This is a genomic window from Geothrix sp. PMB-07 (genome assembly GCF_030758935.1).
In the GTDB taxonomy this organism is placed as follows: Bacteria; Acidobacteriota; Holophagae; order Holophagales; family Holophagaceae; genus Geothrix.
Window position 1 is genome coordinate 2,444,027 of record NZ_CP132333.1, and the last position, 19,301, is coordinate 2,463,327.

At 64.0% G+C, this 19,301-nt stretch carries 17 protein-coding genes; 13 read left to right on the forward strand and 4 right to left on the reverse strand.

Annotated elements, in window-relative coordinates; translation table 11 throughout:
- Positions 1-86: 86 nt before the first annotated feature.
- The 5 genes from Q9293_RS10860 to Q9293_RS10880 all read left to right on the forward strand — a co-directional run bounded on the left by Q9293_RS10860 (position 87) and on the right by Q9293_RS10880 (position 4,786).
- On the forward strand, positions 87-1,007 hold the full coding sequence (locus Q9293_RS10860; protein ID WP_306246340.1) for a LysR family transcriptional regulator: 921 nt from the start codon (positions 87-89) through the stop codon (positions 1,005-1,007).
- Entirely contained in the window at positions 1,004-2,413 is a 1,410-nt protein-coding gene (gene leuC / locus Q9293_RS10865) for a 3-isopropylmalate dehydratase large subunit (protein ID WP_306246342.1), read from the forward strand. Before Q9293_RS10860 ends, leuC begins: the two co-directional genes overlap by 4 nt.
- Position 2,414: 1 nt before the next feature.
- Positions 2,415-3,017 (forward strand): 3-isopropylmalate dehydratase small subunit, encoded by a 603-nt coding sequence (gene leuD / locus Q9293_RS10870; RefSeq protein ID WP_306246344.1) that lies wholly within the window; start codon positions 2,415-2,417, stop codon positions 3,015-3,017.
- Positions 3,018-3,089: 72 nt separating this feature from the next.
- On the forward strand, positions 3,090-3,965 hold the full coding sequence (locus Q9293_RS10875) for a YicC family protein (RefSeq protein ID WP_306246346.1): 876 nt from the start codon (positions 3,090-3,092) through the stop codon (positions 3,963-3,965).
- Between the two features lie 38 nt (positions 3,966-4,003).
- Complete coding sequence (locus Q9293_RS10880; protein WP_306246348.1) at positions 4,004-4,786, forward strand: PhzF family phenazine biosynthesis protein; 783 nt, start codon at positions 4,004-4,006, stop codon at positions 4,784-4,786.
- 250 nt (positions 4,787-5,036) lie between these two features.
- On the opposite strand, the gene Q9293_RS10885 is transcribed toward Q9293_RS10880, so the two are convergent.
- Both Q9293_RS10885 and Q9293_RS10890 read right to left on the reverse strand, forming a co-directional pair.
- Entirely contained in the window at positions 5,037-5,906 is an 870-nt protein-coding gene (locus Q9293_RS10885; RefSeq protein WP_306246349.1) for a hypothetical protein, read from the reverse strand.
- 2 nt (positions 5,907-5,908) lie between these two features.
- The gene (locus Q9293_RS10890; protein ID WP_306246351.1) at positions 5,909-6,937 is read right to left on the reverse strand and encodes a low specificity L-threonine aldolase; all 1,029 of its coding nucleotides are present in this window, start codon (positions 6,935-6,937) and stop codon (positions 5,909-5,911) included.
- A 48-nt stretch (positions 6,938-6,985) separates the two neighbouring features.
- Here Q9293_RS10890 and Q9293_RS10895 point away from each other — a divergent pair, with 48 nt between their 5' ends.
- From Q9293_RS10895 to Q9293_RS10925, 7 genes are all read left to right on the forward strand, one after another.
- Positions 6,986-7,867, forward strand: a complete 882-nt coding sequence (locus Q9293_RS10895) for an undecaprenyl-diphosphate phosphatase (RefSeq protein WP_306246352.1) — start codon at positions 6,986-6,988, stop codon at positions 7,865-7,867.
- Positions 7,868-8,088: 221 nt separating this feature from the next.
- A complete protein-coding gene (locus Q9293_RS10900) occupies positions 8,089-8,850 on the forward strand; it encodes an ABC transporter ATP-binding protein (RefSeq protein WP_306246353.1) in 762 nt (253 codons plus the stop codon).
- Positions 8,850-10,046, forward strand: a complete 1,197-nt coding sequence (locus Q9293_RS10905) for an ABC transporter permease (RefSeq protein WP_306246355.1) — start codon at positions 8,850-8,852, stop codon at positions 10,044-10,046. Before Q9293_RS10900 ends, Q9293_RS10905 begins: the two co-directional genes overlap by 1 nt.
- Positions 10,047-10,133: 87 nt before the next feature.
- Positions 10,134-10,667, forward strand: coding sequence for a tetratricopeptide repeat protein (locus Q9293_RS10910; protein ID WP_306246357.1), 534 nt, complete (start codon positions 10,134-10,136; stop codon positions 10,665-10,667).
- 15 nt (positions 10,668-10,682) lie between these two features.
- Positions 10,683-11,696 (forward strand): uridine diphosphate-N-acetylglucosamine-binding protein YvcK, encoded by a 1,014-nt coding sequence (yvcK, locus tag Q9293_RS10915; protein WP_306246359.1) that lies wholly within the window; start codon positions 10,683-10,685, stop codon positions 11,694-11,696.
- Positions 11,697-11,877: 181 nt separating this feature from the next.
- Positions 11,878-13,002: a DUF4388 domain-containing protein gene (locus Q9293_RS10920; protein WP_306246361.1), complete on the forward strand. Its 1,125-nt coding sequence runs from the start codon at positions 11,878-11,880 to the stop codon at positions 13,000-13,002.
- Between the two features lie 23 nt (positions 13,003-13,025).
- Entirely contained in the window at positions 13,026-13,754 is a 729-nt protein-coding gene (locus Q9293_RS10925; RefSeq protein WP_306246363.1) for a hypothetical protein, read from the forward strand.
- A gap of 166 nt (positions 13,755-13,920) precedes the next feature.
- Here Q9293_RS10925 and Q9293_RS10930 read toward each other — a convergent pair whose 3' ends face one another.
- Entirely contained in the window at positions 13,921-16,665 is a 2,745-nt protein-coding gene (locus tag Q9293_RS10930; protein WP_306246365.1) for an SUMF1/EgtB/PvdO family nonheme iron enzyme, read from the reverse strand.
- 381 nt (positions 16,666-17,046) lie between these two features.
- On the opposite strand from Q9293_RS10930, the gene Q9293_RS10935 reads away from it, so the two are divergent.
- Positions 17,047-18,357: a hypothetical protein gene (locus Q9293_RS10935; protein ID WP_306246367.1), complete on the forward strand. Its 1,311-nt coding sequence runs from the start codon at positions 17,047-17,049 to the stop codon at positions 18,355-18,357.
- Between the two features lie 11 nt (positions 18,358-18,368).
- Here Q9293_RS10935 and truA read toward each other — a convergent pair whose 3' ends face one another.
- Positions 18,369-19,160, reverse strand: a complete 792-nt coding sequence (truA, locus tag Q9293_RS10940; RefSeq protein WP_306246369.1) for a tRNA pseudouridine(38-40) synthase TruA — start codon at positions 19,158-19,160, stop codon at positions 18,369-18,371.
- Between the last annotated feature and the right edge of the window lie 141 nt (positions 19,161-19,301).

The following is a 19,301-nucleotide window of genomic DNA, read 5'->3' on the forward strand; positions in this document are numbered from 1 at the left end:
GCGCCAATCGAGTCATAAATACATTTAATTTTTTTTATCATTCCATAAGATATGCTTCTAACCCTACACTTCACCACGGAGCAGCCATGGACCTGGGACAGCTGGAGACTTTCCTGGTGGTGGCGCGGGAGAAGAGCTTCTCGCGCGCCGCGGAACGCCTGTACCGCACCCAGCCAGCCATCAGCCTGGCCATCAAGCGCCTGGAGGACGAGCTGGGCGAGACGCTGCTGGATCGCACCACCAAGGGCGGCACGCTGACCGACGCAGGCGCCACGCTGCTGCCCATGGCCCAGCGCATGCTCGACCTGCGCAAGCAGGTGCTCGATACCTTCGGTTCGCTGAAGGGCCTGCAGCAGGGCCGCCTCAACATCGGGGCCAACGAAAGCGTGTCGGAATTCCTGCTGCCCAGCGTCCTGCTGGCCTACCAGCAGGCCCACTCATCCATTCGCATTCAGGCCTACCGCCAAAGCTCCGAGCGCATCCCCACCGAGGTACTGGAGCGCCGTCTCGACATCGGCTTCGTCTCCTACGACCCCCTGCATCCTGAACTCCAAAGCGAAGTCATCCTGCGCGACCACATGGTGCTGGTGGTGCCGCCGGACCACCGCTTGGCCCGCAAGAAGGAAGTGAGCCTGGAGGTTCTGGGCAAGGAAACCTTCGTGGCGCACAACGCCATCACGCCCACCCGCAACGCCATCATCGATCTCTTCGCCAAGTGCGACACGCCCCTGCGCATCACCATGGAACTGGGCTCTCTGGCCACCATTCAGGACTTCGTGGCCCTGGGCGCCGGCCTCGCCATCCTGCCCCGCATGACCGTGCAAGGGGGCGTCCGCCAAGGCAAGTTGGTGGAGGTGGCCGTGAAGGAACTGCAGGTGGAAAAGCTCATCCGCATCGTCACCCGAAGGGAGGAGGCCATGTCCCACGCGGCCAAGGCCTTTCTCCAGCTCATCCGAACCACTGATTTCACCCGCAGCGCCGCTCCCCCCAGGAGGAAGAAACCATGAGTCCCCGCACCCTCTACGACAAGATCTGGGATGAACACCTCGTCGCCACGCGCACCGATGGCACCAGCCTGCTCTACATCGACCGGCACCTGGTCCATGAGGTCACCAGCCCCCAGGCCTTCGAGGGCTTGCGGGAAGCGAAGCGTTCACTCCGCCGACCCACGGCCATTCTCTCCGTGGCGGATCACAACGTGCCGACTCTCGACCGCGAGAAGGGCATCGCCGACGAGACCTGCCGCCTGCAGGTGGAGGCGCTGGAGAGCAACGTGAAGGCCTACGGCGTGCCCTACCTGCCCCTGCTGGATGAACGCCAAGGCATCGTCCACGTGGTGGGGCCCGAACAGGGCTTCACCCTGCCCGGCACAACCATCGTCTGCGGCGACAGCCACACCAGCACCCACGGCGCCTTCGGAGCCCTGGCCTTCGGCATCGGCACCAGCGAGGTGGAGCACGTCATGGCCACCCAGACCCTGCCCCAGCGCAAGTCGAAGAACCTGCGCGTGCGCTTCGAGGGAACCCTGCCTCCGGGCCTCGGCGCCAAGGATCTCGCCTTGGCCCTCATTGGCCGCATCGGAACCGCGGGCGGCACGGGCAGCGTCATCGAATTCACTGGCGATGCCGTACGCTCCCTCTCCATGGAGGGCCGCATGACCCTCTGCAACATGAGCATCGAAGCGGGCGCCCGGTCGGGCCTCATCGCCCCCGACGACACCACCTTCGCCTACCTGAAGGGTCGCCCACTCGCGCCCCAGGGTGAGCTGTGGGCGCAGGCCCTGGCCCACTGGCACACGCTGGTGTCGGATGCAGGCGCCCACTTCGATTCAGAAGTGACCATCGATGTCTCGAGCCTGGCCCCCCAAGTCACCTGGGGCACCAGTCCCCAATGGGTGACCGACATCAGTGGCCGCGTGCCCGACCCCGAAACCGCAGCGACAACCGAAGATCGGCAGGCCATCCAGCGGGCGCTGGAATACATGGATCTGAAACCCGGCACCCGGATCGCAGACATCCCCTTACAGGCCGTGTTCATCGGCTCCTGCACCAATGGGCGCATCGAGGATCTCCGCGAGGCCGCCGCCGTGGCCAGGGGCCGCAAGGTGGCCTCCGGCATCCGCGCACTGGTGGTGCCTGGCTCAGGCTTGGTCAAGCGGCAGGCCGAGGCCGAGGGGCTGGACCGCATCTTCCTCGAGGCGGGCTTCGAGTGGCGCCAGCCCGGCTGCAGCATGTGCCTGGGCATGAACGATGACCGGCTGGCCGAGGGCGTGCGCTGCGCCAGCACCAGCAACCGCAATTTCGAGGGCCGCCAGGGACGGGGTAGTCGCACCCACCTCGTGAGCCCCGGCATGGCCGCCGCCGCCGCGGTGACCGGCCACTTCACCGATGTCCGCAGCCTGATGGGAGTTTGAGATGGAGCCCTTCACCACCCTCACCGGCACCGCCGCACCCCTGCTCCGCGCCAACATCGACACCGACCTCATCATCCCCAAGCAGTTCCTGAAGACGCTGGTGCGTTCAGGCCTGGGCCGGAACCTCTTCCACGAAATCCGATACGACAATGCGGGTGTAGAGCGTCCGGACTTCGTGCTCAACCAAGCGCCCTACCGTGGCGCTTCCATCCTGCTTGCTGGTCCCAATTTCGGGTGCGGCTCCAGCCGTGAGCACGCGCCCTGGGCCCTGAAGGATTTCGGCATCCGCGCCATCCTGGCCCCCAGCTTCGCCGACATCTTCTTCAACAACTGCTTCGCCAATGGTCTGCTCCCCCTCATCCTCCCCATGGAAGCCATCGAGGCCCTCGCCGAAATCAAAGGCCCGCTCACCGTGGATCTACCAGCCCAGCAGGTGCGCGGGGGCGACCTCTGTTTCGCCTTTGCCATCGAGCCCGCCCGCAAGGCCGTGTTGCTGGAGGGCCTCGATGAGATCAAGCGCACCGAGGCCAACCTGGAGGACATCGCTGCCTATGAGTCCCGTCGCCGTCTAGAGGCGCCCTGGTTGGAGATCCAGGCCCACTAGGCTAAAGGGCGTGACCGCGGTCGAAGCCGAACGCCGCGCTATTCTGGGAGAACTGTTCCCTGGATGGTGCTGATGAAATCCATGACCGCTTTCGCCGAGATCGTCCGCCCCCTGGAGGCCGGACAGCTGCGGCTCACCCTTCGCAGTGTGAATTCGAAGACGCTGGACCTGAGCCTGCGGCTGCCGCCTGCCCTGTTCCCGTTGGAGGCGGGCCTTCGCGCGCGGGTTCGCGAGGCGGCCCAGCGCGGCAAGCTGGATCTGGGCATCGAGGTGCAGGACGAACCCTCGCTGGAACCGCGCATGAACCGGGCCCTGCTGCGGGCCGTGGCCAAGAGCTGGCAGGAGGATGCGGAATGGCTGCACCTGCCGCCGCTGACCGCCGAGGCTTTCTTCCGCCTACCTGGGGCCTTCCAGGCACCTGCCTCGGATCTGGCGGAACGGCTTGAAGGCCCTGTCCATGAGGCTCTGAGCACCTTGCTGGGGACCTGGAACGAAGGCCGCAACCGGGAGGCGGAGCGCCTCCGTCCCTTCTTCGCCGACGGACTGGCCCGGCTCCAGGCGCTGCGCGAAAAATTGAAGGCCGAGGCCGAAGCCCAATCCGCAGAGCTGCCCGGCCTCTATCGCCAGCGCATTGAACAGATTCTCGAGGAAGCCCGCCTCGCGGGGGCCCTTCCCGCGGAGCGGCTGCTGGCCGAAGCCGGAGTGTTGGCCGAGCGACAGGATGTGCGTGAGGAATTGATTCGTCTTGCCGCCCACCTCGAGGATTTCGCCGAGCGCCTCGCCAAGGGCCGCTTGGAAGGCAAGGCCGTGGACGTGTGGTGCCAGGAGGTGCTCCGCGAACTCAACACCACGGGCAGCAAGTGCAAGCGCATCGACATGACTCGCGCGGTCATGGAGGCGAAGGGTGTGCTGGACCAGATCCGCGAGCAGTCTGCCAATCTGGAATGAGGATTCGGGAGATCATCCCGGACAGCCTCGGAGGAACCATGCGCCTGCCGCTGCACCAGATCGACGCCTTCGCCTCGCGTCCCTTCGAGGGCAACCCCGCAGCCGTCATGCCCCTCGACGCGTGGCTGCCCGATGCGCTCCTGCAAAGCATCGCCGCGGAGAACAACCTGTCCGAGACCGCCTTCCTGGTGAAGGAATCCTCAGGCTGGCGGATTCGCTGGTTCACGCCCGCCAACGAGGTGGATCTGTGCGGCCACGCCACCCTGGCCAGCGCCTGGCTCGTCCTGAATGAATTGGAGCCGGGTTCAGCCCGGGTGACCTTCCAAAGCCAAAGCGGGGTTCTCACTGTGGATCGTCAGGGCGAAGCCCTTGTCCTGGACTTCCCTTCCAGGCCCGGGCGCCCCGCCCCGGAACGGGTAGACCAAGTCGCCGCAATCCTCGGCTGCCGTCCCTTGGAAGTCCGGCAGGCCCGAGACGTGCTGGCCGTGCTGGAGGATGAGACTGCCGTTCGCGCCGTGGCGCCCGACTACGAGGCCATGAAGGCCATCCCTGGCATGGGCCTCCTCATCACCGCCCCGGGCCGTGAACACGACTTCGTGTCCCGGTGCTTCTTCCCAGCCGATGGAATTCCCGAAGATCCGGTCACGGGCAGCGCTCACTGCACGCTGATTCCCTACTGGGCCGAGCGCCTTGGCAAGAACCGCCTGCGCGCATTCCAGGCCTCTCCACGGGGCGGTGAACTGACCTGCGAGTTGACCGGGGAGCGGGTTCGCATCGGAGGCCAAGCGGTCAAGGTGCTCGAAGGGCACTTCCTTCTCTGATGACGTTTCGCGTTCAATCGGGAGGGATGCACCGCGGAGGGTGGACGCAGATGGAATGGTGTGAATCCGCGGCTTCCATCGCTTTTCATGACGATCCTGCCCCATGAAATGGGGGCCATGGGTGCCAAGCCTGGACACAAGGGAAAGACGCTCAGACCCACCCATGCCATCTCCGCGGTCTCGGCAGCCGTGATGGATCTCTATCGCCGAAGGTGAATGGGGACGGAAATCCTCAAAGCTCCAGCGGCCCTCAAAGACCCAGGGGATCGTAAGGCAGGTCCATGGCCCCCTTCCACACACCGAAGAGTCGGGTGCGGGTCCAGTCGTCTGTTTGGGGCCTTAAGCGCCGCAGGCGACGGGACAGGAACCAGACGCTGCCGTCCTTCAGGCGCAATTCGTCATAACCGGCCAATCGCACCTTGGCCATGTCCTCGGGCGCGATGTGGCCCGGGAAGACCGCCCAGGCCCAGCGGCCCGAAGTCAGGCCCTGGGCCCACGCGTGGCTTTCCAGGAGGGCCGGATCAGAGACAACGGACAGCCCCGCGATGCCGCTCCGCCCGGCTGTGAACCCCTCGAAGCGCGTGAGGGTGTGATCCCGCCGGAGGAAGGGCCCGCTTCCGGGAATGCGCCACCGCGCGAGAAGCTGTGGCACGTCCTCGCGGCGCTGTTTGAAGCGGAGCTCAAGCGTGGCGGAATCGATGACCCGCAGGTCCGCACCCACACCAGCAGCTTCGCGGGCCAGGACCTCGCCCACGCGAGAAGCCTGGAGCTGGCTGCCATCCTGCAGGCGCCAGGGGGATCGCAGGGTCATGCGCCAGCGGCGACCGTGCCGCGAGGTCTGCAACGCCGTGAGCAACTGGCCGACCCAAGCCTCTGCCGCATCCTTCTCCAGCAGCGTGAGGTCGGACTGGTTGGCGAGAAAGGCTTCCAGGGCCGGACTCGCGGGAAGCAGTGCCTCCAACTGGGCGCTATCCTCGCCGAACTCGGGATTGGCCGGAACGAACAGCCCCTGCCCTGTTGCAAGAGGCACAGGCACGAGGGTGTCTTGATAGAGCACGAAGCCGCCCACCCCCAGCAGGACAGCCAGCAGGACGGCGGCGACGGCCAGGCGTGCTTTCATGGTCAGGCGCTCCGCAGAAGGTGGGCCACGGGTTCCATGCGGCGAAGGGCCTCTTCGATGTCAGTCAGTGCCAGATCGCGGTGGGGGATGAAGCGGATGGCCGAGCCCACGGGCAGCGTGCGCACACCCACGGATTCGAGCGCCGCGAGGGCCGCAGCGGCATCGGGCACCGGTACCAGCAGGATGTTGGTCTCAGGATGAGGGGCCTGAACGCCCAGATTCCGCAAGCCCTCGGCCAGGCGCTGGGTCTTGGCGTGGTCTTCGGAAAGGCGCGGCAGGTACTCCAGGGCCACGAGCCCTGCAGCGCCCATGACGCCGCCCTGGCGCACGCCGCCGCCCAGCATCTTACGCAGGCGCCGGGCCTCAAGGATCGCGGGCTTCGAGCCACCCAGCAGCGACCCCATCGGGGCGCCCAACCCCTTGCTCAGGCACACCTGTACGGTGTCCACGCCTTCCGTGAGCGCTGCGGGCGGCAGGCCCTGGGCCGTGGCCGCGTGCCAGAGCCGGGCCCCATCCAAATGCACCGCCAGCTTCGCCGCCTTGGCCGCTCCCACCAGGGCCCGGTGTTCGCTCCGTGGTGTCACGGTGCCGCCAGCGAAATTGTGGGTGTTTTCCAGACAGAGCAGCGTGGTGCGAAGGGTGTAGTACGGGCCCTGGGAACCGGCGGCCTTCGTCACCTGGGCTGCGGTGGGCCGACCCGGGCCGCCCTCCCAGGCCAAGGCTTCGGGCATGCCCCCCGCCAGCCAGGCGCCGGTGCCCAGCTCCGAACCCAGCACATGGGCCTGGGCGGGCGCCAGGAAACGGTCGCCTCGCTTCAGGTGCAGCATCAGGGCGATGAGGTTGCCCATGCAGCCCGAAGGCACCCAGAGGGCGGCCTCCATGCCCAGCAGATCGGCCACCCGCGCTTCCAGGCGGGCCAGGGTCGGATCCTGCTCCAGCACATCATCGCCCACTTCCGCAGCGGCCATGGCGGCACGCATCTCCGGGGAGGGCTGGGTCACGGTATCGGAGCGGAGATCGATGGATCGCATGGGGAGATTCAACCATGCATGGCACACTCTTGGCACAAGGAGCCTTGAATGAATCTGCTGCACGCCATCCTCCTGGGACTCATCCAGGGCCTGACGGAATTCCTGCCGGTGTCTTCGACGGCGCACCTCACTCTGGCGGAACACCTGATGTTCGGTGGCCGCCCCATGCCCCTGGCCTTTGATGTGCTGCTGCACGTGGGCACGCTCGTGGCCCTCATGATCTATTTCCGGCGCGAGCTCATCCAGGTGGCCATGGGCTGCTTCGGCCGTGATAAGGAGGGCCGCCGCCTGGCCATCTGGCTCTTCGTGGCCATGATCCCCACGGGCATCTTCGGCATGGCCACCCGTGGCATCAAGGAAGCTGCCAAGGAGCACCTGTGGGTCTACGGCATCGGCCTGCTCTGCACGGCCGTGCTGCTCTTCATCGCCAACCACCTCAGCCGCGCGCGGGCCAACCTCAACCAGGAGGATCTCGCCGGTCGTGACATCCAGGATCTGCGGGCGATGGATGCCCTTGCCGTGGGCACCATCCAGGGCATCGGCGGCGGGTTCGGCCTTTCGCGATCAGGCTCCACCATTTCCGTGGGCGTGTTCCGCGGCCTCAAGCTGCCGGCCTCGGCCCGCTTCAGCTTCCTGCTGGGCATGCCCACCATCGCCGCCGCGGCGGTGGTGGAACTGCGCGGTCTGCTGAAGCCCCTGCTCAAGCACCAGCCCCTGCCCGCGGACATGGCTTTCCCGGCGGGATCCGCCGCGCCGGTGCTGCTGTGCGTGGTGGGGGTCGTGGCTGCGGCCATCTCTGGCTACCTGGCCATTGGCCTGCTGGACCGCTTCACCCGCAAGCCCCGCCTGAACGGTTTCGCAGTCTACTGCCTCGGCGCGGGCCTGGTGATGCTGGCCCTGGGCCTGACCGGAGCCCTGAACCACCCTTAGAACGGACGCCTGCAGAACAAGATCATCCTGAGCTGTTGTCTCCGCTTTTCGCTGATTGATTCTTTCTTTTCGACGAGTTTGAACGGCGTGCTTGGTACGGGAGCCAACCTCTCGATCCCCGCCTGTTCCCGTTCGCCGGTGCCTCCCCTCCATTCGCCGATGGACGGGGCGATTCTCCTGAACCCATCCGTAAACTGTTGCCTTCTCCCCCGGAGGTCCTGGTGATCCAGCTCAACGAGGTCCACAAATCCTTCAGCGTGAAGGATCGCAAGACCCGCACGAACAAGCGCATCGACGCCGTGCGCGGCATCTCCCTGACGGTGAAGCCCGGGGAGATCTACGGCCTGCTCGGCCCCAACGGCGCCGGCAAATCCACCACGCTGCGGATGATTGCCAGCCTCATGGATCCTGATAGCGGCAGCATCCAGGTCTGCGGCCTGGACACCCGGCAGCAACCCGAGGCCGTGCGCGGCTGCCTGGGCTACCTCAGCACAGACATGGGCGTCTACAACCGCTTCACGCCCCGGGAACTGCTGCGCCTCTTCGGCGAGTTCCAGAGCGTGGATCCCCTCGTGGCCGAGCGGCGCGGCCTGCACCTGTTGGAGAAGCTCCAGCTGGCGGATTTCGCCGACGTCAAGATGGATGGCTTCTCCTCCGGTCAGAAGCAGAAGGTGAGCATCGCCCGAGCCCTGCTGCACGATCCCAAGGTCGTGATCTTCGACGAGCCCACCACGGGGCTGGACGTACTGACTGCCAAGACCGTGCTGGACCTGCTCCGCATCATGAAGGAGGAAGGCCGCACTGTGATCGTGTCCACCCACGTCATGCCCATGGTGGAAGACATCTGCGACCGAGTGGGCATCATCTTCGACGGCAAGCTGCACGGTGACGCCCCCCCGCACCAGATCCTCGAATCCCGACGCGCCAAAACCCTGGACGAAGTCTTCTTCCAACTTGCTGCTGAATCCGAAGGAGGCCACTGATGCGCGGCGCCCTGCTCATCGCCAAGAAGGAGTTCCTGGAGCTCTCCAAGGACCGGAAGACCCTGTTCATGGTCTTCGTGCTGCCCTTCTTCATCTATCCCGCCATCTTCACGATGATGTCCAAATTGGGCAAGCGAGACGAAGCCCAGAACCGCAACAAGGCCAGCCGGGTTTATCTCGTCGACCCTTCCAGCGCCCTGGCGCCCATGTTGAAGGCCGAGCCCAAGCTGTTCGAGCTGGTGGCCAAGCCGGAAGGCGATCTCAAGCAGGCCATCCGCGATCAGAGGCTGGAGATGGCCCTGGAGGTGGCGCCGGAAGCGGCCACCGCCCTGCAGAAGCACGAGACCTTCAGCGTCGCGGCCACCATGGATGAGAGCGAGCGCGCCTCGGAACTGGCCCTCAAGCGTCTCAAAGAAAAACTTGAACCCCAGAAGAAGGCCTGGGTGCTGAGTCGACTTCAAAGCCTGGGCGCTTCCACTCAGCTGGCCGAACCGCTGAAACTGGATGTGAAGAATGCGGCGGATGACGCCTTGGAGATGGGCAAGGTCATCGGCATGATACTGCCCTACATGCTGATGATCATGATGTACACGGGCGCCATGCAGCACGGCATCTACGCCACTGCCGGCGAGAAAGAGCGCAACACACTGCTCAGCCTCATGGCCACAAGGCTGCCCCGGATCCAGATCATCCTTGGCAAGCTGCTCTACATCTTCTGCATGGGCGTCATTTCCGCCCTGCTGAACCTCACGAGCATGGGCCTCTCGCTTTCCCTGATGGGCAGCGGCAGTGGCAGTGGCGGCCTCATGCAAGCCATGGGGACCATCGCCAACCCCATGACCCTGGGCCTCACCTTCTTGATCATGGTGCCCCTGGGCCTCTTCTTCGCGAACTTCATCCTGTTGATGGGTGTCCAGGCCAAGAACACCATCGAGGCGGGCACCTCCATAACCCCGGGCATCTTCCTGGTGATCATCCTGGGCATGTTCAGCTCGGCCCCCGGTGTGGACAAGATGGCCTTCCTGGCCTACGTGCCGGTGCTGAACGTTTGCATGACCCTCCGCAAGCTGTTCAGTCCACAGTTCAGCTGGCTGGAATACCTGGTGTCTTTCGGGATGACGGTGGGCCTGGCTGGCGTCATGACCCTGGTCTCCACCCGCATCCTCAACAAGGAAAAGGCCCTGTTCAAGATGTGATAAACGTCCCCGTCGCCATGCGGACCCGGATTTGCGGGAGAAACCCTGTCACTCTATAGTTTCTCAAAAGCATCCAGAGGATCCCGCATGGCGACGAAGGCCAAGACCGATACCGCACCCAAATCCGCCCCGGCGCCCGCCCAGTCCGCGCCGTCCCCGCTGGCCCTGGCTTTCAGCAAGGCTGTGAAGCTGGTGGATTCCGGCAAGCACGCCGAGGCCGCCACCGCCCTGGAAGCCCTGGCGAAGGATGCCGAGGCCGCCAGCGACTGGACCATGAAGCGCCGGGCGCAGGTCTACCTCTCCTTCACCGATGGCAAGCTGCATCCGGCCAAGGCGGCTGCCGCTGATCCCGTGACGGAAATCCAGGCCTGCCTCAACCGCAACGAGACCGAGGAAGCCCTCAAGCTCAGTGAGAAGGCCATCAAGAGCCACCCCACCATGGGTTCACTGCACTACCTCCGTGCCGTCGCCTTCGCCCAAGTCGAGAACGTCGAGGGCGCCGCCGAAAGCCTGAAGAAGGCCGTGGAACTCGATGGCGATTTCGTCTACCAGTGGCACATGGAGCCCGATTTCAACGCCATCCGCAAATCGCCCCTCTTCGCCTTCACCGAAGGCCGCTGAGCCAGGAACCCACCCGTGGCTGCGCAGGAAGGCCCCCAGGCTGGCCTCATCGGTGGCCTGAGCGCGGACCAGCCGCTTCGGGTGGCCGCCCTCGGGGGCGGCACCGGGCTGGCCGCCCTCCTGCGTGCCCTCAAGCGGGAAGCCGGGCGGGGCCGTGATCCCTGGAAGCTCACGGGCATCGTCACCGTGTCCGACAACGGCGGCTCTTCGGGCCGCCTGCGGGAGGAACTGGGTGGCCTTCCCCCCGGTGACCTGCGGAACTGCCTCTCGGCGCTGACGCTGGAGGATTCGGCCCTATCCGACCTGCTGAACTATCGGTTCCAAGGCGAAGGCAGCCTCGCAGGCCACTCCCTGGGCAACCTCATGCTATGGGCCCTGGCCGATCTCACCGGCGACTGGGTGCGGGCCATCCGCCAGCTCTCGGGCATTCTGGTGACCCAGGGACGCTTGTTCCCCTCGACAGTGGTGCCCGTCACCCTCTGCGCCGAGGATATGGAAGGCAAACGCTACGTGGGTGAGACATCCGTGGGCTCCTGCAAACCGCCCCTGGCCAAGCTCTGGCTGGAGCCCCAGGATGCCGATCCTCTGCCCGAAGCCGTGCTGGCCATCCTGCGCTCAGACCTCATCCTGCTGGCGCCGGGGAGCCTTTACACCTCCACCATCTCCAACCTGCTGCTGCAGGACCTTCAGGAAGCCATCGAATCCTCCGGTTCCCCCGTGGTCTACGTGGCCAACCTCATGACTGAGCCAGGCGAGACCTCCGGTCTGGATCTGGAAACCCATGTGGCCGCCATCTCCGCCTTTGGCCGAACCCGCATTTCCGCCATCATCGCCAACGCGGCCACCCTGCAGCCCGATATCCTGGCCAGGTACCGGGCCGAGGGCGGCGAGCCGCTGCTCACGGCAGCCCACCACATGCTGGGCATCCCGGTCTACCAGTTCCCCTTGCTGGATCCGGAAGAGCCCAAGGCCCGGCACCACCCCGACTTGCTGAACCACGCGATTCGGGAAGTGCTGCCCAACCTCTGAGGCCAAACCCACCCAGTCCATGCTCCTTTTCTTTGTTGGAAGGAAGGTTCCGGAATGGGCTACAGGAGCCCCGTTCCGGTGCCGATAAAACTCCCAGGGTGGTCCGGGCGATTGTATTTTTCTGAGTATCTGGCATTCAGGACAAGGATCGGGTTAGGCTTGATCTGATGGGAGGCGGCACTTGGCGCTGAGCGGCGATCTAGGCACCATGGGGTTGGAAGACATCTTCCAATGGCTTGCCGTGGGCAAAAAGACCGGCGTGCTGGAACTCAAGGGCCCCCTGCACACCAAGCGCGTGGCCTTCCACGAAGGACGCATCACCAGCATCTGGTCGTCCGATCCCCGCGAGTATTTGGGCCAGTATCTCCTCGCCTTCAACCGGATCACCGAGGAGCAGCTGCGCGATGCCCTGGCCACCCAGGAAGATGAGCAGCAGCTGCTCGGCCGCATTCTCATCAACCGGCAACTTGTGACGGAGGCCGAAATCCGCCGCATCGTTCAGCTGAAGGTCGAAGAGAGCATCTTCGACACCTTCCTCTGGAATGTGGGCAGCTTTGAATTCCACGATGGCGCGGCCTCGCACCAGAAATCCATGCTGCTGAGCCTCGATGTCACCGGCATCGTCCTTGAGGGCGCGCGGCGCCTGGACGACTGGAAGCGCATCCGCCGGGTCATCAAGGGCGGGGATGCGGTGCTTTCCGCCATATCGGAAGCCATTGCCGAACGCCTGCCCCTGGCCCCTGAGGACGCGGACATCCTCGCGCGGCTGGACGGCGCCAAACGCGTGGACCAGCTGGTCATCGACATGCGCTTGCCCGAGTATAAGATCAACAAGCTGCTCTTCGATCTCCACGAGAAGGGCCTCGTGCGCATCGTGAACGCGGGCGGCAACCTGGGCGAGAACCCCAGCCTCCAGCTCCAGCGGGCACGAGCCCTGGTGGAGAAGCAGAAGCTGCAGGAGGCCCAGGAGGAACTGCGCCGCATCCTCAAGGACCAGCCCCGCCACCTTGATGCCAACAAGATGATGGCGGTGGTTCAGGACATGCTCGAGGAGAAGAAGCTCGACCAGGACCTGGTGCCCGATCTGGCCGTGAGCCTCGATGAACTCATGACCACCAACCTGGGCCCCAACGAGGCTTTCCTCGCCAGCCGTGTGAACGGCCTCTGGACCATTCGCGACATCCTGTCCATCGCACCCTTCGAGCCCACCGAGTGCCTCGCCATCTTCTCCCGCCTGCTGAAGCGTGGGATTCTCAAGGCCTCGAAACCCGCCCAGGGAGGCGATCAGCCCATGGCTCCGCGCTGAACCCTCCCTTTTCCGGAGGTCTCATGCGCCTTGCCCCATCCATGCCTCTCGTGGCCCTGCTTCTGGTGGCCCTGCCCCTCGCTGCCGCGGCCCCGAAAAAGCCCACCGCCGCCCAGCTTCAGGCGCAGGTCAAACGGCTTACGGAGGAGCGGGACGAACTCAAGCTGCGGCTGGCCTCCACCGAGGAACTCCAGCAGGAAGTCGCCAGCGCCAAGAAAGCCAGGGAACTGGCCCAGTCGGAATGCGAAGCGGCCCGGAAGGAAAACGATCAGCTCCGTGCCGCCCTGAAGGAAAACCAGGGCGGCAGCGACACCATCCTCAGGGATCTGCAGGAATCCAAGCAGGCCGCCGAAACCGCCAAGGCCGAGGCGACCCGCCTGCGCTCAGAGAATGAGGCCCTCCAGCAGAAAGCGAACGCCGTTCCTGCGGAAGGCGACCTGGTGCAGTTGAGCGAGGACATCCTCCCGGCCCGGGCCATCAACCTCAACCGTGCCACCCCGAGGATCAAGTCCGGCAGCTTCCTGGGTGGGCGACCCAAGGGCGTGGTGGTGGTCCACGTCCTCGTTAGCGAAAAGGGCGACGTCCTCGCCGCCCGCCTCATCCAAGGCCTGCCCGGCGATTCCGCCGAGGCCAAGGAAGCCGGAGAGGCCTGCGTCGAAGCCGCCAAGCGCCTTGTCTTCGACCCCGCCACCTCCAAGGACGGCAAGACCAAGTTCAAGGTGTGGCAGGGGGTGGGGTTCTACCTGGACTAAACCAGGGGAGCGGTCGGCAAACCACACCCAACGACCGGCCCCACACCTGCCGACAAACCCAATCCCCGCTCACCACTGGCCACAACAAGCGCCAGGGACGAGCGGGGATGATCACATCACTTCAGCACCGGCCCAGGGCTGAAGCCCTGGGCCGATGAGGCATCCATCAAGGCAACTGCAGAACCACGCGGAAGCCGGCGTTGTTATTTAAAGCATCATTATGGTTGTAAGGCCCACGGAACTTGGACTGGGCCTGCCAAGGTGCGCCGGCCCAGGATCCACCCCGGTAGACACGACCCGCGGCACGGGGGGAATCCACCCAGGCCGAACCATTGACGGGAAGTGCAGGAATTCCAGGTCCAGATGCCGCGTAGTCGGCATGCCAGTCGTCCTGGCAAAGCTGCCAGATCAGGCCAGACATATCGTAGAGACCCCAGGCGTTGGGCAGCAGAGCACCAACAGGATGAATCGCCCCAGCACTGTTGCTGTTCGACCATACAAAGGTGTCCACCACCGACTGATCCGCGGGAACCCCCGTGTCATAGCTTCCGAAATAGAAGTTCGTGGTGGTTCCGGCTCGAGTGGCGTATTCAAACTCGGCATCCGTGGGCAGACGGAAGGTGCTTCCCGTCGGCTTGGCAGAAGCGGCCGCGTTCAGACTGTCCAAAAAGCCGGTGGTCGGCGCCGTGATGTCATCGAAAGACACGTTTGTCACGGGGAAGGTCGGGCCAACGAAATCCGACGGATTATTCCCACTCATCAGCGCACTCCATTGGGCCTGAGTCACGGGAACCTTGGCCACATAAAAAGCCTTGGCCAGGGTTACGGAATGCGGTGGCAACGCCACTGCCTCAGAACCGATAGTGGTCTCCGATTCACCCATCGTATACGTGCCGCCGGGCACCAAAACCATATCGATGGAGGTACTGCCCGCAGCCACTGTCAGGGTCGCAGCTGGATAGTTCGCCACAAGGGTGGCGGTGGCCGGATCACTGCCGGCGGCGCTCAGGGCCTGAGTCTGCACACGAACCAAGGGGTAGCGCTGCAGGTGGGCGGAACCCAGCGCGCCACCGAGACCGGGCTGGCTGAGATCGGTCACCGTCGCAGCGGTGATGGTGTAGGTGCCATCCTCCAGCCCATTGAAGGTCTGATTGGCGGTCAGGTGCTGATTGAAGCCATTGGGCCCCGTGACGGTCACATCGCCAGCCAAGGCGCCAAGCCCCGTGATGTTCACGGTGAGGTCGTTGCCCACGGTCACGGTGGCAGTAGGATGAGAGACTGCAGCATCTCCGGCCGCATTCGTCACCGTTAAGGTGAAGACAGTCGTGGTCGAAAGTGCGTTGGTGGAAAGAGGGGTGCCGTCTCCGACGATGGCGCCGAGGCCACTGACGGAACCGGTTCCACCCGTGAAATTGGCAATCAAGGTCGTGCTACCGGAAGGAACAACACGCGAGGCAGTGGCGCTGAAACTTGTGATGCTCGGGAGAGGCACCACAGCACTGGTGTGCGTTCCAGCGGTGGCGGCATCGCCGGCGGCGTTCGTCACCGTGCAGGACAGCACGACGGAACCGCTTGCAGGGGCAGTCCAGGTAATCGAGTTGGTGGTCGCACCGGCGGTGATCGTCGCTCCCCCGGTCTGACTCCAGGCATAGGTGCAACCCGACTGAGTAGGCACGGAAGCCGTCAGGCCTGTCTTGGAGGCCGTCACATTGGCAGGAGCCGTTACCGTAGGCTGGGTGGCAGCCGCCACCACAGCACTGGTGTGCGTTCCAGCGGTGGCAGCATCACCTGCAGAGTTCGTCACTGTGCAGGAGAGCACCACGGAACCACTTGCTGGGGCAGTCCAGGTGATCGAGTTAGTGGTCGCACCGGCCGTGATCGTCGCGCCGCCGGTCTGGGTCCAAGCGTAGGTGCAGCCTGTCTGGGCAGGCACGGATGCCGTCAAGCCCGTCTTGGAGGCCGTGACACTAGCCGGAGCAGTCACAACCGGCTGGGTGGCGGCCGCAACCACCGGAATGGTGGCGGTACCAGGCGTCGCGGAAACACCAGCCGAGTTGGTCACGGTGCAGGAGAGCGTCACGGAACCGCTCGCAGGCGCAGTCCAGGTAATTGAATTGGTCGTCGCGCCTGCAGTGATCGTTGCACCACCGGTCTGGGTCCAGGCGTAGGTGCAGCCAGCTTGCGTCGGCACAGAGGCCGTAAGCCCCGTCTTCCCGGCTGTTGCTTTGGCGGGAGCGGTCACCACCGGCGTGGTGGGCACAGCCACCGCCGCCAACACGGTGACCGTGGTTGTGGCCGTCTTGGTGGGATCATCCACGGAGGTGGCTGTGATGGTGACCGTTCCGGGCGTGGCGGGTGCCGTCCAGACATTGCCGGCGAAGCTGCCCGCGCTGGCAGACCAGGTTACGGTGTTGAGGGCGCCACCGGTCACAGTGCTGCTGAAAGTCTTCGTGGTGGAAACCGTCACGGAGGGCGCCGCTGGGGTGATGGCCCCCACGCTCACCACCTGAGGAGTCACCACGGCGGTGGTCGTGGCGGTGACATTGGCCGAGTTCGTCACGGTCAGGGTGAAGGTCTTCGCGCCTGCCCAGTTGGCCGTGATCGCTGCAGAGGGCACACCCGTGGCTGGGCAGGTCACGCCGTTGTCGATGGCCCCCGTTCCCGCGGTGTAGACAGGGGTAAGGGTGAAGGTGCTGCCGAAGGCCGGAGCCGCGGCACTGGCGGTCAGGCTGGTCGCCACAGGTGGGGGCACCACGGGAGTGGTGCTGCCACCACCGCCACCGCCTCCACCGCCGCAGGCCAGGGCCAGAATCAGGGCCGAAACCCCGAGGAATGCCTGTGCGAAACGCGAACGAAGGGTGGCTGGACCACTCCTGATGGACAAAGGTGGGGCGAGTACTGCCAGACTCATAAGTGTCTCCTTGACCTTGTGGATAACAGTGATGAAACCCTCGAGTTCGTGTCAAGAAGTGTTAATAAAATTAATAAATTATAGATGGCATGAAATTTCCTTGCATACCAATAAATCATTTGGAAGTATTTTGTAATTCATCGACCTAAAATGCTCTACGGCCGGATTTTAAGCCTCCGCCACCCGGCCAAGAATGCCGCCTCAAAAGAGGTTTCAGACGGCCAAGTCCCCATATCCCGACCCTGCCTCGAAACATGAATTCGCCCCTCATCCGGGGTCTGCCTCTCAGAATCTGCAATCCCCCCGCATTGACATGGACCGAGGTTCCTGAGGATTCTGACGCCAGACTCGAGGGAGGGCGGTTTTATGCTTGGGGCAAGATTGCGCAATTGGGGTTTCTGGGCTCAGGACAGGTTCCACGGCTCTCCCATTCGGCGGCACTGCCAGGACATCGAAACCCGCCTGAGGTCAGGCCAGCCTTCGACAGACCTCCTGGAAGGCATTCTCGGCTTCGCCGTCAAACACACACCGTTCTATGCACCCTGCAAGGGGTTCAGCTCACTGCAGGACTTTCCTGTCATCAACAAAAACACCATCAAAGGGCACTATGCAGACTTCAAGTCTGACGCTTTCCCCGGGGTCCACCTGCACAGCATGCACACCAGTGGGTCAACCGGAACCCCTTTCGAGGTGCTGCAGGATCCTGAGAAGCGGCGCCGTGTGCAGGCGGAGGTCATTGTTTTCGGGCAGAGGGCTGGCTACGAATTGGGAGATCGGTTCGTCTACACGCGCGTTTGGACGGACCTCAACCGCAAGTCCTGGAGTTCGGCCCTGCGGGACAACATGATCCCCTTCGACATTTCCTCCATGGAGGATTCGCGCCTGGAAACTCTGCGGACCCTTCTGAAGAAGAACAAGAACATCAAAAGCATGCTTGGCTATCCATCCACCTACGGGCCACTGGCCTGGTACCTCGAACGCATGGGGGATTCGCCAGACGCATTCCATTTGGAAACCATCATCGCCATTTCCGAAAAGCTCCCCACGCCGGTCCGGGAGTCCCTGCGGGCACGCTTCGGCTGCAAAGTGGTGGCCCGGTATTCCAACCAGGAAAACGGCATTCTCGCGCAGCAGTGCCTGGACCACGACGAGTACCACCTCAACACTGCGAGCTATGCCTTCGAGTTCCTGCAGCTGGATTCAGATCTTCCCGCGATGGTAGGTGAGCCTGCGCGCATGGTGGTCACCGACCTATTCAACCGAGCCATGCCGATGATTCGCTACGACACGGGAGACGTGGTGATCCGCCAAGCCTCATCCACCTGCGGGTGGGCGACTGAAACCCTGAGCGACATCGAGGGCCGCCGGGAGGATTTCATCTACGACACCCAGGATCGCCTTCTCTCTCCATCGGTACCGGGTCTGTACTTCTGGCGCTTCACTCAGCTGAAGCAGATCCAGTTCATTCAGGAAGGCAAGGGGCAATACCGGATCATGCTGAATGGGGCCAGCGAACATTACCGCGACCAGGAGTTCATCGACCTCGCCAAGGGGTTTCTGGGCCAGGATGCGGTTGTGTTCGTGACGCATGTCGATGAGATCCCCATGCTCGCCTCAGGGAAATTCAAGGCGATCATGAGCCGGTATACGCCCACCGCGGAGCCATCCACCCTGGCAACCTCGTCTAAGTAATCAAAGAAGGATCAGGTTCGCGCGCCAAATGGGGAGATTTCTCCCAAACCCCATTTTGCCTCATACCAGACCTTTTCCAGGCAGAGCCCGTGCGGCGGCGCGGTCGGCCCGGCCAGCCGCCTGTCTTTGGCCTGCAACAACCCGGCCAGCGAATCCGGTGACCGTCGACCTCGGCCCACATCCACCAACGTGCCGGCCATGATGCGCACCTGATGCATGAGGAAGCTGCTGCCTTCGAACACCAGATCAATACCACCTTCCACGTCCACCAGCCCAATGCCGTGGAGGCTGCGGATGGGTGTTTTCGCGACGCACTCGACACACCGGAAGCTGGAGAAATCATGTGTCCCGAGGAGAGGCTTGATCGCCAAGGCCATGGCATTCAAATTCAGAGGCATCGCCTGGTAGATGTGCCAGCGGAAGGCCGCTTGCAGCGGATCCGCTGCCGGTCCGAACCCGAGCCGATAGACATAGCGTTTGGCCACCGCATGCTGGCGGGGGAAAAAACCCGGTGCTGCGGGCCGTGCCTCCATGACCCGGATGTCATGGGGAAGATGGGCATTCAGGGCGGCCAGCAAACGGTAGGGCTCCCATACCCTGGTGACATGTATCAGAACACCCTGGGCCCTCGCGTGTACCCCGGCATCCGTCCGGCCGGTGCCTTGGGGCAGGGGCGCCTCTGGGTCCAGTCGGCGCAACGCCTCCCATAGCACCCCCTGTCCGCTGCGCAACGTGGACTGGACCTGCCAACCATGAAACCCCGCCCCGGCATAGGCGACGGTGAGGAAGAAGGGGATCGACATGCTCCCATCTTAGGATGACAAGGCCCTGTCTGGCCTTGGCCCCAGCGAACCGCCTTACACTCAAGTTCTACAAGGATCTGAGCCATCCATGGGACTTACAAACGAGATTTGACAGTGGTTTCCATGTTCCATGGTTCCTCA

Bases quoted from the DNA above. Each gene is read 5' to 3' on its own strand.
- Q9293_RS10860 (WP_306246340.1), top strand. From the start codon at position 87: ATGGACCTGGGACAGCTGGAGACTTTCCTGGTGGTGGCGCGGGAGAAG.
- leuC (WP_306246342.1), top strand. From the start codon at position 1,004: ATGAGTCCCCGCACCCTCTACGACAAGATCTGGGATGAACACCTCGTC.
- leuD (WP_306246344.1), top strand. From the start codon at position 2,415: ATGGAGCCCTTCACCACCCTCACCGGCACCGCCGCACCCCTGCTCCGC.
- Q9293_RS10875 (WP_306246346.1), top strand. From the start codon at position 3,090: ATGAAATCCATGACCGCTTTCGCCGAGATCGTCCGCCCCCTGGAGGCC.
- Q9293_RS10880 (WP_306246348.1), top strand. From the start codon at position 4,004: ATGCGCCTGCCGCTGCACCAGATCGACGCCTTCGCCTCGCGTCCCTTC.
- Q9293_RS10885 (WP_306246349.1), bottom strand. From the start codon at position 5,906: ATGAAAGCACGCCTGGCCGTCGCCGCCGTCCTGCTGGCTGTCCTGCTG.
- Q9293_RS10890 (WP_306246351.1), bottom strand. From the start codon at position 6,937: ATGCGATCCATCGATCTCCGCTCCGATACCGTGACCCAGCCCTCCCCG.
- Q9293_RS10895 (WP_306246352.1), top strand. From the start codon at position 6,986: ATGAATCTGCTGCACGCCATCCTCCTGGGACTCATCCAGGGCCTGACG.
- Q9293_RS10905 (WP_306246355.1), top strand. From the start codon at position 8,850: ATGCGCGGCGCCCTGCTCATCGCCAAGAAGGAGTTCCTGGAGCTCTCC.
- Q9293_RS10910 (WP_306246357.1), top strand. From the start codon at position 10,134: ATGGCGACGAAGGCCAAGACCGATACCGCACCCAAATCCGCCCCGGCG.
- Q9293_RS10925 (WP_306246363.1), top strand. From the start codon at position 13,026: ATGCGCCTTGCCCCATCCATGCCTCTCGTGGCCCTGCTTCTGGTGGCC.
- Q9293_RS10930 (WP_306246365.1), bottom strand. From the start codon at position 16,665: ATGAGTCTGGCAGTACTCGCCCCACCTTTGTCCATCAGGAGTGGTCCA.
- truA (WP_306246369.1), bottom strand. From the start codon at position 19,160: ATGTCGATCCCCTTCTTCCTCACCGTCGCCTATGCCGGGGCGGGGTTT.